Source organism: Pseudomonas sp. 2,4-D, assembly GCF_030418155.1.
In the GTDB taxonomy this organism is placed as follows: Bacteria; Pseudomonadota; Gammaproteobacteria; order Pseudomonadales; family Pseudomonadaceae; genus Aquipseudomonas; species Aquipseudomonas alloputida.
In genome coordinates this window covers 1-13324 of sequence record NZ_JAUHUI010000055.1, presented here as the reverse complement: position 1 = coordinate 13324, position 13324 = coordinate 1, and the positions used below count along the sequence as shown (strand labels likewise).

The window sequence follows — 13324 nt, the reverse complement described above, 5'->3', positions numbered from 1 at the left end:
CGACACGCGGGCGCAAGAACAAGCGCTAACGCCATTTATATCAAACTGCCACTATTCGGCTTTCTGCTTTTCAAGGGCCAGTTGATACAACAGGTTCTTGCGCACCCCGGTAATTTCCGCTGCAAGCGCCGCCGCCCGTTTCAGTGGCAACTCAGCCAATAGCAGGTCGAGCACGCGCTGTGCTTCGGCACTGATGGCCTGCTCGCCCTCCGGCGCACTCCAGCCGCCGACCAGCACCACGCATTCACCACGCTGCTGATTGCTGTCGCCGGCTACGAAGGCGCGCAACTCAGCCAGCGGCAAGCCCTTTAGGGTCTCGAAGGTCTTGGTCAGTTCGCGCGCCAGCAACGCCGGACGATCGCCACCAAATACCGCCTCCATGTCTTCAAGGCATTCCAGGATTCGATGCGGGGCTTCGTAGAAGATCAGCGTGCGTGGCTCTTCCCTCACCTGCTCCAGGCGCGCCCGGCGCCCTGCCTGTTTGGCCGGCAGGAAGCCTTCGAAGATGAAGCGGTCCGAGGGCAGGCCTGCCGCCGATAGCGCGGCGATCAAGGCACAGGCGCCCGGCACCGGCACCACACTCACCCCCGCAGCACGGGCCTGGCGCACCAGGTGATAGCCCGGGTCGGAAATCAGAGGCGTGCCGGCATCGGAGACCAGCGCCACATTTTCACCCGCCAGTAGTTTGGAGAGAAAACGCCCGCCCTCGTCACGCTCGTTGTGCTCATGACAAGCGGCCAACGGCGTATCGATGCCAAAGTGTTGCAGCAGGCGGATCGAATGACGGGTGTCTTCGGCGGCGATCAGCGCCACGTCCGCCAGCACCTTCAGCGCCCGGGCGCTCATGTCGTCAAGGTTGCCGATGGGGGTTGCCACCACATACAGCGTCCCCACCGTGGATTTCGAAGCCCCTGCCACATCAGTCACTGCGCACACCTGTCATTCGGATCAAAGGCGCCATTGTAGCCCGAGCGCCTGCAACAGGGCGCAAAGAACTTCGCCAGCGATCAGGAACAAGCCACCTATAGTGAAGGATCGACACAGCAACATCGCGCCCCGGCCAGCGCTTGGGTACAATTGCCGGCCAACTTGATCGAGTAACAGGACCTTTACATGATCGCTTGCCTGCGGCTGCTCACAGCCCTCTGCCTCGCCGCCCTGCTGGCAGCCTGCGCCAGCTCGCCCTCATCCAGCCTGGGCGAACTGCCACGCACCCCGGACGCCAGCATCGAGCAACTGCTCGAAAAGGCCGCTTCCAGCACGTCTGCGGAAGACGCCGCACTGCTGCGCCTGAGCGCAGCCGACCTGGCCTACAAGCAGAAGGACTTCCCACGCGCCGCACGCATTCTCGAGCAGGTCCCGCTGGATACGCTCAAGCCGGCCCAGCAAGTGTTCGCCAGCACCCTCGCGGCCGAGCTGGCCATGAGCCGCAACCAGCCCAAGGCAGCGCTGACCGCACTGGCCCACCCCAGCCTGCAGCGCCTCGCCGAACTGCCGGCAGACCTGCAAGCGCGCACCTACAGTGTGCACGCTGCCGCGCTCGAAGCCGATGGCCAGGCCCTGGCTGCCGCACAGCAGCGCATCCTGCTGGCCCCGCTGCTTGGCGGCCAGGCCGCCAGCACCAACAATGACGCCATCTGGGCCTTGGTCGCCTCGCTGCCTGCAGAGCAACTGCAGCAGCCAACCAACGATCAGACCCTGGCTGGCTGGACCAGCCTGGCCTTCGCCGTGAAAAGCGCCGGCACCCTGGAGCAGCAGCAAGCGGCCATCGAAGCCTGGGTCAAACAGCACCCGGACCACCCTGCCGCCCAGCAACTGCCGCTGGCCCTGACCAAGCTCAAGGAGCTGGCCAGCCAGCCGCTGACCAAGATCGCCCTGCTGCTGCCTCAGGAAGGCCCGCTGGCCGGTGTAGCCCGCGCCCTGCGCGATGGCTTCATGGCCGCCCACTTCCAGGCCCAGCAAAGCGGCCAGCCAGCGCCTGCGGTGCAGGTGTTCGACAGCTCACGCATCGGCTCGCTGGACGACTTCTATCGCCAGGCGCAAGCCGCCGGCGTGCAACTGGTCATCGGCCCGCTTGAAAAGCCATTGGTCAAACAACTGGCCGCCAAACCACAGCTGCCGATCACCACACTGGCCCTGAACTACGCCGACGCCGGCCAGAAGGCGCCGCCACAACTGTTCCAGTTCGGCCTGGCTGCCGAGGACGAAGCCCGCGAAGTGGCCCGCCGCGCCCGCGCCGATGGCATGGTCCGCGCCGTTGCCCTGGTGCCGAGCGGCGAATGGGGTGACCGCGTCCTGGCCGCCTTCCGCCAGGACTGGGAAGGCAATGGCGGAACCCTGCTCGCCGCCGAGCGCATCGCCCAGCCAGTCGCCCTGGCCCAGCAAATTGCCGACCTGTTCCAGCTGCGCCAGAGCGAAGGCCGCGCCAAGAGCCTGCAAAGCACGGTGGGCGGCAGCATCGCTGCACAACCGTCGCGCCGCCAGGACATCGACTTCATCTTCCTCGCCTCGACCCCACAACAGGCGCAACAGATCAAGCCGACCCTGAACTTCCAGTACGCCGGTGACGTGCCGGTCTATGCCACCTCGAACCTGTACAGCGCCAGCGGTGACGTCAACCAGTACAATGACATGAACGGCATCCGCTTCTGCGAAACACCCTGGCTGCTCGACACCAGCAACAGCCTGCGTCAACAGGTTGTACAGCAATGGCCGCAAGCCGCCGGCAGCCTCGGCCGCCTGTATGCCATGGGCGTCGATGCCTACAGCCTGGCGCCGCGCCTGGGCCAACTGAAAGCGCTACCGGACAACCGCGTCCTTGGCCTTTCGGGCAGCCTGAGCATCAATGCCAACCAGCGCGTCGAACGCCAGCTGCCATGGGCCGAGTTTGCCGGCGGCCAGGTCAAGCGCCTGCCTGACACCGTGCGTTGATGGCCGCAGCATCGCCTACCGGTGCCGGGCAAGCGGCAGAAACCCAAGCCCTTGAGTACCTTCAGGGGCAAGGGCTGCAGTTGCTGGCACGCAACTGGCGATGCAAAGGCGGTGAGCTTGATCTGGTCATGCTCGACGCCGATACAGTAGTATTCGTCGAAGTCCGCTACCGGTTGCACGCGGGCTTCGGAGGCGCCCTCGACAGTATCGACGGGCGCAAGCAGAAACGGTTGGTGCTTGCCGCCAGCCTGTTCCTGCAGAAGGAGGCCCACTGGGGCAACTATCCCTGCCGCTTCGACGTGGTCGCCCTGCAGGGTAGCCACCATGCAGGCAGACCGCTTCAATGGCTGAAAAACGCCTTCGAATGCTGAACCCACTTCGTTTTTTTTGCTCTATGTATCGCGGGCTGGTCGTTGTTGCGCGTAGCAAAGGCCACCGCCCCATTTAAGGTCACCAGATGGACATGCAATCCCGAATTCGCCGGCTGTTCGAGGCCAGCATCGAAACCAAGCAACAGGCAATGGACATCCTGGCACCGCACATCGAGCAGGCCAGCCTGGTCATGGTCAATGCGTTGCTCAACGAGGGCAAGATGCTCGCCTGCGGCAACGGCGGCTCGGCCGGCGATGCCCAGCACTTTTCATCGGAGCTGCTCAACCGCTTCGAGCGCGAGCGCCCCAGCCTGCCGGCCATCGCGCTGACCACCGACAGCTCGACCCTGACCTCGATCGCCAACGACTACAGCTACAACGAAGTCTTTTCCAAGCAGATCCGCGCCCTGGGCCAGCCCGGTGACGTTCTGCTGGCGATCTCTACCAGCGGCAATTCGGCCAACGTGATCCAGGCGATCCAGGCCGCACATGACCGTGAAATGATTGTCGTAGCATTGACGGGTCGCGACGGCGGCGGCATGGCTTCGCTGCTGCTGCCCGAGGACGTGGAAATCCGCGTACCTTCGACAGTTACCGCGCGTATCCAGGAAGTCCACCTGCTGGCGATCCACTGCCTGTGCGATCTGATCGACAGCCAACTGTTCGGGAGTGAAGAATGACCCCTATGCGCCTCGGCCTGATGGCCCTGACCCTGTGCCTGAGCGTCACTGGTTGCAGCTCGGTACTCACCTCTACCCGCAATTCGCCGATCGAGGACGATCGCGGCACGCGCACCATCGGCAGCAAGATCGACGACTCGCTGATCGAGACCAAGGCCGCCGTGAACATTTCCAAAGCCAACCCAGACCTGGACAAGGGCTCGCACATCGTTGTCAGCAGCTACAACGGCATCGTTCTGCTGGCCGGTCAGACCCCGCGCGCCGACCTCAAGAGCCTCGCGGAGCAAACCGCCAGCCAGGTCCAGCGGGTCAAGAAAGTCCACAACGAGCTGCAAGTGATGCAGCCCTCCTCCATTCTGGCGCGCAACAACGACGCCTGGCTGACCACCAAGATCAAGACCCAGATGCTGACCGACAGCGCCGTGCCCAGCTCGCGCATCAAGGTGATTACCGAAAACGGGATCGTCTACCTGCTGGGTCTGGTCACCCGTCAAGAAGCCAACTCGGCCACTGCCGTGGTGCAGGGCGTGTCGGGCGTGCAGAAGATCGTAAAGCTGTTCGAGTACATCGATTGACTCAGTGATTGCCTGGACAGGCCAAACAAAAAGGCGATCCATCGGGATCGCCTTTTTTGTTACTTGACCACTTTCAGGCTTGGCCGGCCAGTCGGACGCGGCGGCTGCCCTCCATCGTCTGGCGGGCCATCGTCATCCGGCTGCACATCATCGTCTTCCAGCTCGTCGCCATCCATCGAAGACGGCTCCAGCTCGAAGACCATACCCTGGCCATTTTCGCGGGCGTAGATACCCAGGATTGCACCAACCGGCACGAACAGCGAGTGAGCCACGCCACTGAAGCGGCCCTCGAAACTGACTGCGTCATTGTCCATGTGCAGGCTACGCACGGCACTTGGCGAGATATTCAAGACGATCTGGCCATCACTGGCGAAACCATCCGGCACCTGAACTTTCGGGAATTCGGCATTGACCAGCATATGGGGCGTGCAATCGTTGTCGACGATCCACTCGTACAGTGCTCGAACCAGATAGGGGCGACTGGAGTTCATCAACGGCTCCTTAAAGCTTGCGCATTTCACGTTCTACGGAGGACAGGCTCGCCTGAAAAGGCTCGCGGGCGAACTGGCGCTCCATGTAATCCAGCAGCGGCTTGGCTTGCCGCGGCAATTCGATACCCAACACCGGCAAACGCCAGAGTATGGGCAATAGACAGCAATCGACCAGGCTTTGCTCATCACTCATGAAGCAGGCGAACTCGCTGAACAACGGCGAGACCCCGGTCAGGCTTTCGCGCAAGGCCTTGCGCGCTTCGGTTCGGGCAGCTTCACTGCTACGCGGGTCAAGCACGGTATCGGCCAAGGCACACCAGTCGCGCTGGATGCGGTGCATCAGCAGACGGCTGTTGCCACGCGCCACCGGGTATACCGGCATCAGCGGCGGGTGCGGGTAACGCTCCTCGAGGTATTCCATCACCACGGTCGATTCATACAACGCCAGGTCACGGTCGACCAAGGTCGGCACGCTGCCATAGGGGTTGACCTCGGCCAGCTTCGGCGGCAGGCGGGCGGGATCGACATCGATCAACTGCACGCTGACGCCCTTCTCGGCCAGAACCAGGCGCACCCGATGAGAATAGTGATCAGCGGGATCGGAATAGCAGGCTAACCTGTTGGTTGCGCCCATGTAGCGGCTCCTCGCACGGATGCTTGTGCAACTTTAAATGAAAACGCGCCCGGGGTGGCCTGGCAATACTGCTAGGCCACCCCGGGCGCGTTCAACAACCAGAAACTACTGCGTGATCAGTGCACGTCCTTCCAGTATTCACGCTTGAGCAAGTAGGCGAATACGAAGAAGAAAGCCAGATACAGCAACACATAGGTGCCGATGCGCTGGCTTTCCAGTTTGACTGGGTTGGCCGAATAGGCCAGGAAGGTCACAAGGTTCTTGACCTTCTCGTCGAACTGCTCGGCCGTCAGGGTACCGGAATTCGGCGTAATGGTCAGCTGATCGCAAGCTTCATGGGTCAACGGGCTCCCGGTCAACGGGTCGAATTGCTTCTTGCCATCGACCACCGTCTGCACCTGCTTGCAACCCACCACCTGGTTACCCTGCAGACCCACCAGCACGTTAGGCATGCCGACGTTCGGGAATACCTTGTTGTTCACCCCGTAAGGGCGCGATGGGTCCTCATAGAAGCTGCGTAGGTAGGTGTAAAGCCAATCGGTACCGCGCACGCGGGCGACCAGGGTCAGGTCGGGCGGCGCGGCACCGAACCAGGTCTTGGCGTCACTGGGCTTCATGCCGATCTGCATGTGGTCACCGATCTTGGCGCCCGTGAACACCAGCTTCTCGAGCATCAATTCATGCGGGATACCCAGATCATCAGCCACCCGCTCGTAACGCTGGAACTTGGCACTGTGACACCCCATGCAATAGTTGGCGAAGGTACGCGCGCCGTCCTGCATGGCGGCCTTGTCAGTCAGGTCGATATCGACCTTGTCCAGTTCAAGGCCAGTTTCGGCAGCGAAGGAAAAGGCAGGCATCACTGCCAGCAAAAATACTGCAATCAACTTTTTCATCAGCCAGTCACCCTTTCCGGAACCGGTTTGGTCTTCTCGAGCCTTGTGTAGAACGGCATCAGCAGGAAGTAGGCGAAGTACAGCACCGTGCATACCTGCGACAGCAAAGTACGCCCAGGTGTCGGTGCCAGTACGCCCAGCACGCCGAGGATGACGAAGGACACGCAGAACACCAGCAGGAAGACCTTGCTGATCCAGCCCTTGTAACGCATGGAACGCACCGGACTGCGGTCGAGCCAAGGCAGTACGAACAGCACGGCGATGGCCGCCCCCATGGCAATGACGCCCATCAGTTTGTCAGGCACCGCACGCAAGATTGCGTAGAACGGTGTGAAGTACCACACCGGCGCGATGTGCTCTGGGGTCTTGAAGGCGTTGGCCTGCTCGAAGTTAGGTTTCTCCAGGAAGTAACCACCCATTTCAGGGAAGAAGAACACCACCGCGCAGAACACGAACAGGAACACCACCACGCCGACAATGTCTTTGACGGTGTAGTACGGGTGGAACGGAATACCATCCAGCGGAATACCGTTTTCGTCCTTTTTCTTCTTGATGTCGACGCCATCAGGGTTGTTCGAACCCACTTCGTGCAAGGCGAGGATGTGCAATACCACCAGGCCAAGAATCACGATTGGCAGGGCAACCACATGCAGGGCAAAGAAGCGGTTCAGGGTGATGCCCGAGATCAGATAGTCACCACGGATCCACTGGGTAAGGTCATCACCGATCACCGGGATGGCACCGAACAGCGAGATGATCACCTGGGCGCCCCAGTACGACATCTGCCCCCATGGCAGCAGGTAGCCCATGAACGCTTCAGCCATCAGCGCCAGATAGATCAGCATGCCGAACAGCCAGACCAGTTCGCGTGGCTTCTGATAGGAGCCATAGAGCAGGCCGCGGAACATGTGCAGGTAGACCACGATGAAGAACGCTGACGCCCCCGTGGAATGCAGGTAGCGCAGGATCCAGCCGTATTCCACGTCACGCATGATGTACTCGACGGAGGCGAACGCCTCTTCCGCCGAGGGCGTGAAGCTCATGGTCAGCCACACGCCGGTCACGATCTGGTTGACCAGCACCAGCAATGCCAGGGAGCCGAAGAAGTACAGGAAGTTGAAGTTCTTGGGTGCGTAATACTTGCTGAGGTGGTCTTCCCACATCTTGGTGGCGGGGAAGCGAGCATCAATCCAGTCCATGAACTTGCTCATCATGCGTTCTCCTGGTCGACGCCAATGACGATGATCTCGTCCGACTCATAAGAGTGCGGTGGCACGGGCAGGTTGAGAGGCGCTGGCTGGGACTTGTAGACACGGCCAGCCAGGTCATAGTGAGAGCCGTGGCACGGGCAGAAGTAACCACCTACCCATTTCGGCCCAAGGTCGGCTGGCGCCACTTCTGGTCGGAAGGTGGGCGAGCAGCCCAGGTGCGTGCACAGGCCGACGAGAATGAGAATTTCCGGCTTGATCGAGCGAACCTCAGGGTCGACGTACGCTGGCTGTACCGAGGCCTTGGACTCAGGGTCGGACAGGTCACCCGTGATTTTTTTCAGATTGCCAAGGATTTCCTCCGTTCGCCGCACGATGAATACGGGCTGGCCACGCCACTCGGCCACCATCTGCTGCCCCGCCTCGACCTTGGCGATGTTGACCTTCACCGGTGCACCCGCGGCTTTCGCCTTGGCACTGGGAAACCATGACCCCACGAACGGTACCGCAGCCCCCACTGCCCCCGCCGCCCCGACCACGGATGTCGCGGCTACGAGGAAGCGGCGCCGGCCTGCGTTGACGCCGTCATTGCTCATTCAGTCCTCTCCCATCAGCTTGCTTGGCCAGTTGGACCTGGCCTGTACTTAGGTTGTGTCAATGGCACTAAAAATTGGCCGCCATGGTAAGAAACAAATCCACACACTGACAAGGTGATTACCCCGGCAAGGGCGACAACCCACGCTTTGCTTGATCTACGTCTATGCGACAAGCGGCCACTGACTGCTGACAGGTTAGTTCAAGGCTAAAAAAAAAGCCCGGTTCCAAGGAACCGGGCTTTTTCGACTGCCGAAGCGGTATTAACGCTTGGAGTACTGAGGACGCTTACGCGCTTTACGCAGACCCACTTTCTTACGCTCAACTTCACGAGCGTCGCGGGTGACGTAGCCAGCACGACGCAGAGCGCCACGCAGGGTTTCGTCGTATTCCATCAGAGCGCGGGTGATACCGTGACGGATCGCACCGGCCTGACCGCTGACACCACCACCGGAAACGGTGACGTAGATGTCGAATTTCTCAACGGATTCAGTCAGCTCGAGCGGCTGGCGAACAACCATGCGAGCGGTTTCGCGACCGAAGAACACGTCCAGAGAACGGTTGTTGATGGAAATGTTACCAGTACCCGGACGCAGGAATACGCGAGCGGTTGCGGTCTTGCGACGGCCAGTGCCGTAATTTTGAGTCGCCGACATAATGAACTATCCCGTTAGATCTTCAGTTCTTGAGGCTGCTGAGCAGTGTGAGGGTGAGCAGCACCCGCGTACACTTTCAGCTTGCGGTACATGTCGCGACCCAGCGGGTTCTTAGGCAGCATGCCTTTGACCGCAGTTTCGATAACACGCTCAGGGGCCTTGGCGATCAACTTCTCGAAGTTGATTTCCTTGATACCGCCTGGGAAACCGGAGTGGGAGTAGTACATTTTGTCGGAAGACTTGGCACCAGTCACACGAACCTGCTCGGCGTTGATAACGACGATGTAGTCGCCGGTGTCAACGTGAGGGGTGTATTCTGGTTTGTGTTTGCCACGCAGACGGGTAGCGATTTCGGTAGCCAGACGACCCAGGGTCTGGCCAGCGGCGTCGACTACGAACCACTCGCGCTTTACTGTTTCCGGTTTAGCAGTAAAAGTTTTCATTCTCTAAAGCCTCAGAGGCCGCCCAGCGAAAAATAGACGGCGAATCTTACTGGATAGTGCACAGCTTGCCAAGGGCAAGCGCGCAGCCGAACACAGACGCTTTTGGGGGCTCGGGTCGGGCACGCCAATGTTCGACGGGGTTCTTCCTGCGTGATGGTGCATCACTTCCGCCACGCGGAGAGGGGCTGAATTATCCAGATTGCGCGAAAAATTTCAACCTGCTTTGATTGGCTTCTATCGCCAAGGAGTGAATAACCGATGGAATACCGCAAGCTCGGCCGTACCGACCTCAACGTCAGCGCCCTGTGCCTGGGCACCATGACCTGGGGCGAGCAGAACATCCAGGCCGAGGCCTACGAACAGATTGCCCGGGCCAAGGCTGCCGGGGTCAACTTCATCGACACCGCCGAGATGTACCCGGTCCCTCCCCGCCCGGAGACCTACGCGGCCACCGAGCGCATCATCGGCAACTGGTTCCGTGACCATGGCGACCGCGACGCGTGGATCCTGGCCAGCAAGGTTGCAGGCCCGGGCAACGGCATCAGCCATATCCGTGACGGGCAGCTCAAGCACAACCGTCAGCACATCGTCGCGGCGCTGGACGAAAGCCTCAAGCGCCTGCAGACCGATCGCGTTGACCTGTACCAGCTGCACTGGCCAGAGCGCAGCACCAACTTCTTCGGCAAGCTGGGCTACCAGCACCTGCCCCAAGATCACTTCACCCCACTGGAAGAAACCCTTGAAGTGCTGGACGAGCAGGTGCGTGCGGGCAAGATCCGCCACATCGGCCTGTCCAACGAAACGCCGTGGGGCACCATGAAATTCCTGCAGCTGGCCGAGAGCCGCGGCTGGCCACGGGCTGTATCGATCCAGAACCCTTACAACCTGCTCAACCGCAGCTTCGAGGTGGGCCTGGCAGAAGTGGCCATACGCGAGCAGTGTGGCCTGCTGGCCTATTCGCCGCTGGCCTTCGGCATGCTCTCGGGCAAGTACGAGAACGGCGCACGGCCGGACAATGCACGCCTGACCCTGTTCAGCCGCTTTGCCCGTTACTCCAACCCACAGACCGTGGCGGCCTGTAGCCGCTACGTGCAGTTGGCCCGCGAGCACGGCCTGGACCCGGCGCAAATGGCCCTGGCGTTCGTCACCCGACAGCCGTTCGTGACCAGCAACATCATTGGTGCCACCAGCCTGCAGCAACTGGACAGCAACCTGGCCAGCCTTGAACTGAACCTGAGCGCCGATCTGCTGACAGCGATCGAAGCCATTCATCAGGAGCAGCCCAACCCGGCGCCTTGAGCCAAACACTGCGCCCCGCTTCGCGCCGCTGTTACATGGGGTAGACACAATCGCCAAAAAATAAGACGATCCAGCCGGTGATTGACCACTCTACCCTATAAGAACAATGACAATGATGTTTACCCAACCCTCAGCGTCGCTGCGGCGCGTCAGCATCCTGGCCATTGACAAGGTGTTCGCTTCGACCTTGATGCAGGCCAAGGACTTCTTCCACCTCGCCAGCCTGCGCTACAGCAAGCAGCTGGGCCTGGGCTTGCAGCCCATGTTCGAAATCCACCTGGTGAGCCCCGACAGCCAGCCCGTGGACAGCTTCAGCAATGTGCAGTTACCGGTTGACGGCGGCCTGGACGACGCTGATGTGATCATCCTCCCTGCCTACTGGGATGATTTCGACAACCTGCTGCAACGTTATCCACAGGTGCTGCCGTGGCTGCGTGAACAGCACGCGCGTGGCGCGGTGCTGTGCGCCGAGGCCAGTGGTGTGTTCTGGCTGGCCGAATCCGGCCTGCTCGATGGCAAGGAGGCGACCACCTACTGGCGCTTCTTCAACAGCTTTGCCGAACGCTTCCCGCAGATCCGCCTGAACCAGGACAAGCACCTGACCGATGCCGACAATATCTATTGCGCCGGCGGTGCAACTTCAGCCTGCGACCTGTACATCTACCTGATCGAACGCTTCTGCGGTGCCAACGTGGCCCGTGCGGTGTCCCGCGATATCCTTTACGAAGTGCAACGCAACTACACCCCGGGGCGCATGGGCTTTGGCGGGCAGAAGCTGCACCAGGACCTGATCATCCTGCAGATCCAGCATTGGCTGGAGGAGCACTTCGCCGACAAGTTCCGCTTCGAGGATGTGGCCCGCAACCACGGCATGAGCATCCGCAACTTCATGCGCCGCTTCCAGGGCGCAACAGGTGACAAGCCGCTGCACTACCTGCAACGGCTACGCATCGAGACAGCCAAGGGGTTGTTGTCGAGTACGCGCAAGAGCATCAAGACCATCAGTTACGAGGTGGGCTATGACGATGCCAGTTTCTTTGCGCGGCTGTTCCGCCAGCACACCGAGTTGTCGCCGAACCAGTATCGGCAGCAGTTCATGCAGGAAGCCTGAAAGGCTTCCAGAGCGGCAGGTTTCGAGCTTCAAGCGACAAGAAAAACCAGAGCGGATCGCGCATTGCCCTGAATTTTCCTTGCCGCCTGAAGCTTGCCGCTGGCGTCAGGGCTTGTGTGCGCGCGCCAGGAATTCGTGCGACTGCATCTCCAGCAACCGGCTCAGGGTACGCTGGAACTCGAAGCTCAGACGCCCACCGGTATACAGGTCCTTCAACTCCACCTCGGCCGAGATGATCAGCTTGACGTTGCGATCGTAAAACTCGTCCACCATGTTGATGAAGCGGCGGGCGATGTCGTCGGTGGTGACGCCCATCTGCTCCACGTTGCTCAGCAATACGGCGTGGAAGATCTTGCCCAACTCAATGTAGTCGTTCTGGCTGCGCGGCCCGTCGCACAGGGCGCGGAAGTCGAACCAGGCGACGTCGTCGCAAGTACGCAGGGCATTGATCGGGCGGTTCTCGATCATCAGCACGTCGTTCTCGATCGCCTGGGTGCACTCAGGGGTGAGCGCCTTGAAGCTGGCGCGCATGCTCTGGTGCGCCGCGTCATCGAGCGGGAAGTGGAACAGTTCGGCCTGCTCCAGGTGACGCAGGCGGTAGTCGACCCCGCTATCGACGTTCACCACGTCGGTGTACTGCTTGATCATGGCGATGGCCGGCAGGAAGCGCGCACGCTGCAGGCCGTCCTTGTACAGGCCGTCCGGCACGATGTTGGAGGTGGCCACCAGCGACACGCCATTCTTGAACAGCTCTTCCATCAAGGTGCCGAGGATCATGGCGTCGGTAATGTCCGACACGAAGAATTCGTCGAAGCAGATCACCTTGGCTTCTTCGCTGAAGCGCTTGGCAATGATGGTCAGCGGGTTCTTCTCGCCCTTGAGGGTTTTCATCTCCTCGTGCACACGCTTCATGAAGCGGTGGAAGTGCGTACGCATCTTCTGCTTGAACGGCAGCGCTTCGTAGAAGGTATCAACCAGGTAGGTCTTGCCTCGCCCCACCCCACCCCAGAAGTACAGGCCCTTGACCGGAGTCTGCTCCTTCTTGCCGAACAGCTTGCCGAACACGCCCGGCTTGTTGTTCTGCGCATGCACCAGGTCGTCGTACAGGCGCTGGAGGTGACGCACCGCAGTTTCCTGCGCCGCGTCATGGAAGAAGTCGGGACGTTTCAGATCTGCTTGATAGCGTTCTAAGGGAGTCATGATTCGTTAGCGAGGCAACAAAAAACGGGCCGTCACTGTAGCGACAGGCCCGCTTAATGGCAATCAGTCTGTGGGAGCGGGCGTGCCCGCGAACACCGGCAAAGCCGGTGCCATGCACCGCGGCGCCTGTTTCGCGGGCACGCCCGCTCCCACACGGATGGACTGCCCCCCAAAAGTTGGACAGTTCTAAGCTACAGCCCGAGCCCTGTATTCCACAGGGCTCAGGCCATTGAGT

At 60.8% G+C, this 13324-nt stretch carries 15 protein-coding genes; 6 read left to right on the top strand and 9 right to left on the bottom strand.

Features of this window, described 5'->3' with window-relative positions; translation table 11 throughout:
• Positions 1 to 51: 51 nt before the first annotated feature.
• On the bottom strand, positions 52 to 927 hold the full coding sequence (gene rsmI / locus QYE47_RS25055; RefSeq protein ID WP_014592287.1) for a 16S rRNA (cytidine(1402)-2'-O)-methyltransferase: 876 nt from the start codon (positions 925 to 927) through the stop codon (positions 52 to 54).
• A 186-nt stretch (positions 928 to 1113) separates the two neighbouring features.
• Here rsmI and QYE47_RS25050 point away from each other — a divergent pair, with 186 nt between their 5' ends.
• The 4 genes from QYE47_RS25050 to QYE47_RS25035 all read left to right on the top strand — a co-directional run bounded on the left by QYE47_RS25050 (position 1114) and on the right by QYE47_RS25035 (position 4557).
• Positions 1114 to 2931 carry a penicillin-binding protein activator gene (locus QYE47_RS25050; protein WP_014592288.1) on the top strand — a complete coding sequence of 606 codons (1818 nt, stop codon included), beginning with the start codon at positions 1114 to 1116 and terminating at the stop codon, positions 2929 to 2931.
• Entirely contained in the window at positions 2931 to 3302 is a 372-nt protein-coding gene (locus tag QYE47_RS25045; RefSeq protein WP_019439044.1) for a YraN family protein, read from the top strand. The genes QYE47_RS25050 and QYE47_RS25045 overlap by 1 nt, the downstream gene beginning before the upstream one ends.
• A gap of 86 nt (positions 3303 to 3388) precedes the next feature.
• A complete protein-coding gene (locus QYE47_RS25040; RefSeq protein WP_012053657.1) occupies positions 3389 to 3982 on the top strand; it encodes a phosphoheptose isomerase in 594 nt (197 codons plus the stop codon).
• Positions 3979 to 4557, top strand: coding sequence for a BON domain-containing protein (locus QYE47_RS25035; protein ID WP_019439045.1), 579 nt, complete (start codon positions 3979 to 3981; stop codon positions 4555 to 4557). Before QYE47_RS25040 ends, QYE47_RS25035 begins: the two co-directional genes overlap by 4 nt.
• A gap of 59 nt (positions 4558 to 4616) precedes the next feature.
• Here the strand turns inward: QYE47_RS25035 and QYE47_RS25030 are convergent, their stop codons facing one another.
• From QYE47_RS25030 to rplM, 7 genes are all read right to left on the bottom strand, one after another.
• Positions 4617 to 5048: a ClpXP protease specificity-enhancing factor gene (locus QYE47_RS25030; protein ID WP_003251830.1), complete on the bottom strand. Its 432-nt coding sequence runs from the start codon at positions 5046 to 5048 to the stop codon at positions 4617 to 4619.
• A gap of 10 nt (positions 5049 to 5058) precedes the next feature.
• On the bottom strand, positions 5059 to 5682 hold the full coding sequence (locus tag QYE47_RS25025) for a glutathione S-transferase N-terminal domain-containing protein (protein WP_014592290.1): 624 nt from the start codon (positions 5680 to 5682) through the stop codon (positions 5059 to 5061).
• A gap of 116 nt (positions 5683 to 5798) precedes the next feature.
• Positions 5799 to 6578 (bottom strand): cytochrome c1, encoded by a 780-nt coding sequence (locus QYE47_RS25020; protein WP_014592291.1) that lies wholly within the window; start codon positions 6576 to 6578, stop codon positions 5799 to 5801.
• Positions 6578 to 7789: a cytochrome bc complex cytochrome b subunit gene (locus tag QYE47_RS25015; protein ID WP_010952438.1), complete on the bottom strand. Its 1212-nt coding sequence runs from the start codon at positions 7787 to 7789 to the stop codon at positions 6578 to 6580. Before QYE47_RS25015 ends, QYE47_RS25020 begins: the two co-directional genes overlap by 1 nt.
• A complete protein-coding gene (gene petA / locus QYE47_RS25010) occupies positions 7789 to 8382 on the bottom strand; it encodes a ubiquinol-cytochrome c reductase iron-sulfur subunit (protein ID WP_003251823.1) in 594 nt (197 codons plus the stop codon). The genes QYE47_RS25015 and petA overlap by 1 nt, the downstream gene beginning before the upstream one ends.
• A gap of 261 nt (positions 8383 to 8643) precedes the next feature.
• Complete coding sequence (gene rpsI, locus QYE47_RS25005) at positions 8644 to 9036, bottom strand: 30S ribosomal protein S9 (protein WP_003251821.1); 393 nt, start codon at positions 9034 to 9036, stop codon at positions 8644 to 8646.
• Positions 9037 to 9050: 14 nt separating this feature from the next.
• A complete protein-coding gene (gene rplM / locus QYE47_RS25000) occupies positions 9051 to 9479 on the bottom strand; it encodes a 50S ribosomal protein L13 (RefSeq protein ID WP_003251819.1) in 429 nt (142 codons plus the stop codon).
• 258 nt (positions 9480 to 9737) lie between these two features.
• On the opposite strand from rplM, the gene QYE47_RS24995 reads away from it, so the two are divergent.
• Together QYE47_RS24995 and QYE47_RS24990 are read left to right on the top strand one after the other, a co-directional pair.
• The gene (locus QYE47_RS24995; RefSeq protein WP_014592293.1) at positions 9738 to 10778 is read left to right on the top strand and encodes an NADP(H)-dependent aldo-keto reductase; all 1041 of its coding nucleotides are present in this window, start codon (positions 9738 to 9740) and stop codon (positions 10776 to 10778) included.
• A 190-nt stretch (positions 10779 to 10968) separates the two neighbouring features.
• Complete coding sequence (locus tag QYE47_RS24990; RefSeq protein ID WP_076403711.1) at positions 10969 to 11889, top strand: GlxA family transcriptional regulator; 921 nt, start codon at positions 10969 to 10971, stop codon at positions 11887 to 11889.
• Positions 11890 to 11994: 105 nt separating this feature from the next.
• Here the strand turns inward: QYE47_RS24990 and zapE are convergent, their stop codons facing one another.
• Positions 11995 to 13089, bottom strand: a complete 1095-nt coding sequence (gene zapE / locus QYE47_RS24985; protein ID WP_014592295.1) for a cell division protein ZapE — start codon at positions 13087 to 13089, stop codon at positions 11995 to 11997.
• Positions 13090 to 13324 lie beyond the last annotated feature (235 nt).

Bases quoted from the DNA above. Each gene is read 5' to 3' on its own strand.
- QYE47_RS25030 (WP_003251830.1), bottom strand. From the start codon at position 5,048: ATGAACTCCAGTCGCCCCTATCTGGTTCGAGCACTGTACGAGTGGATC.
- QYE47_RS25025 (WP_014592290.1), bottom strand. From the start codon at position 5,682: ATGGGCGCAACCAACAGGTTAGCCTGCTATTCCGATCCCGCTGATCAC.
- QYE47_RS25050 (WP_014592288.1), top strand. From the start codon at position 1,114: ATGATCGCTTGCCTGCGGCTGCTCACAGCCCTCTGCCTCGCCGCCCTG.
- zapE (WP_014592295.1), bottom strand. From the start codon at position 13,089: ATGACTCCCTTAGAACGCTATCAAGCAGATCTGAAACGTCCCGACTTC.
- QYE47_RS25020 (WP_014592291.1), bottom strand. From the start codon at position 6,578: ATGAAAAAGTTGATTGCAGTATTTTTGCTGGCAGTGATGCCTGCCTTT.
- QYE47_RS24995 (WP_014592293.1), top strand. From the start codon at position 9,738: ATGGAATACCGCAAGCTCGGCCGTACCGACCTCAACGTCAGCGCCCTG.
- QYE47_RS25015 (WP_010952438.1), bottom strand. From the start codon at position 7,789: ATGAGCAAGTTCATGGACTGGATTGATGCTCGCTTCCCCGCCACCAAG.
- QYE47_RS25035 (WP_019439045.1), top strand. From the start codon at position 3,979: ATGACCCCTATGCGCCTCGGCCTGATGGCCCTGACCCTGTGCCTGAGC.
- rplM (WP_003251819.1), bottom strand. From the start codon at position 9,479: ATGAAAACTTTTACTGCTAAACCGGAAACAGTAAAGCGCGAGTGGTTC.
- QYE47_RS25045 (WP_019439044.1), top strand. From the start codon at position 2,931: ATGGCCGCAGCATCGCCTACCGGTGCCGGGCAAGCGGCAGAAACCCAA.
- rpsI (WP_003251821.1), bottom strand. From the start codon at position 9,036: ATGTCGGCGACTCAAAATTACGGCACTGGCCGTCGCAAGACCGCAACC.
- petA (WP_003251823.1), bottom strand. From the start codon at position 8,382: ATGAGCAATGACGGCGTCAACGCAGGCCGGCGCCGCTTCCTCGTAGCC.
- QYE47_RS24990 (WP_076403711.1), top strand. From the start codon at position 10,969: ATGCAGGCCAAGGACTTCTTCCACCTCGCCAGCCTGCGCTACAGCAAG.
- QYE47_RS25040 (WP_012053657.1), top strand. From the start codon at position 3,389: ATGGACATGCAATCCCGAATTCGCCGGCTGTTCGAGGCCAGCATCGAA.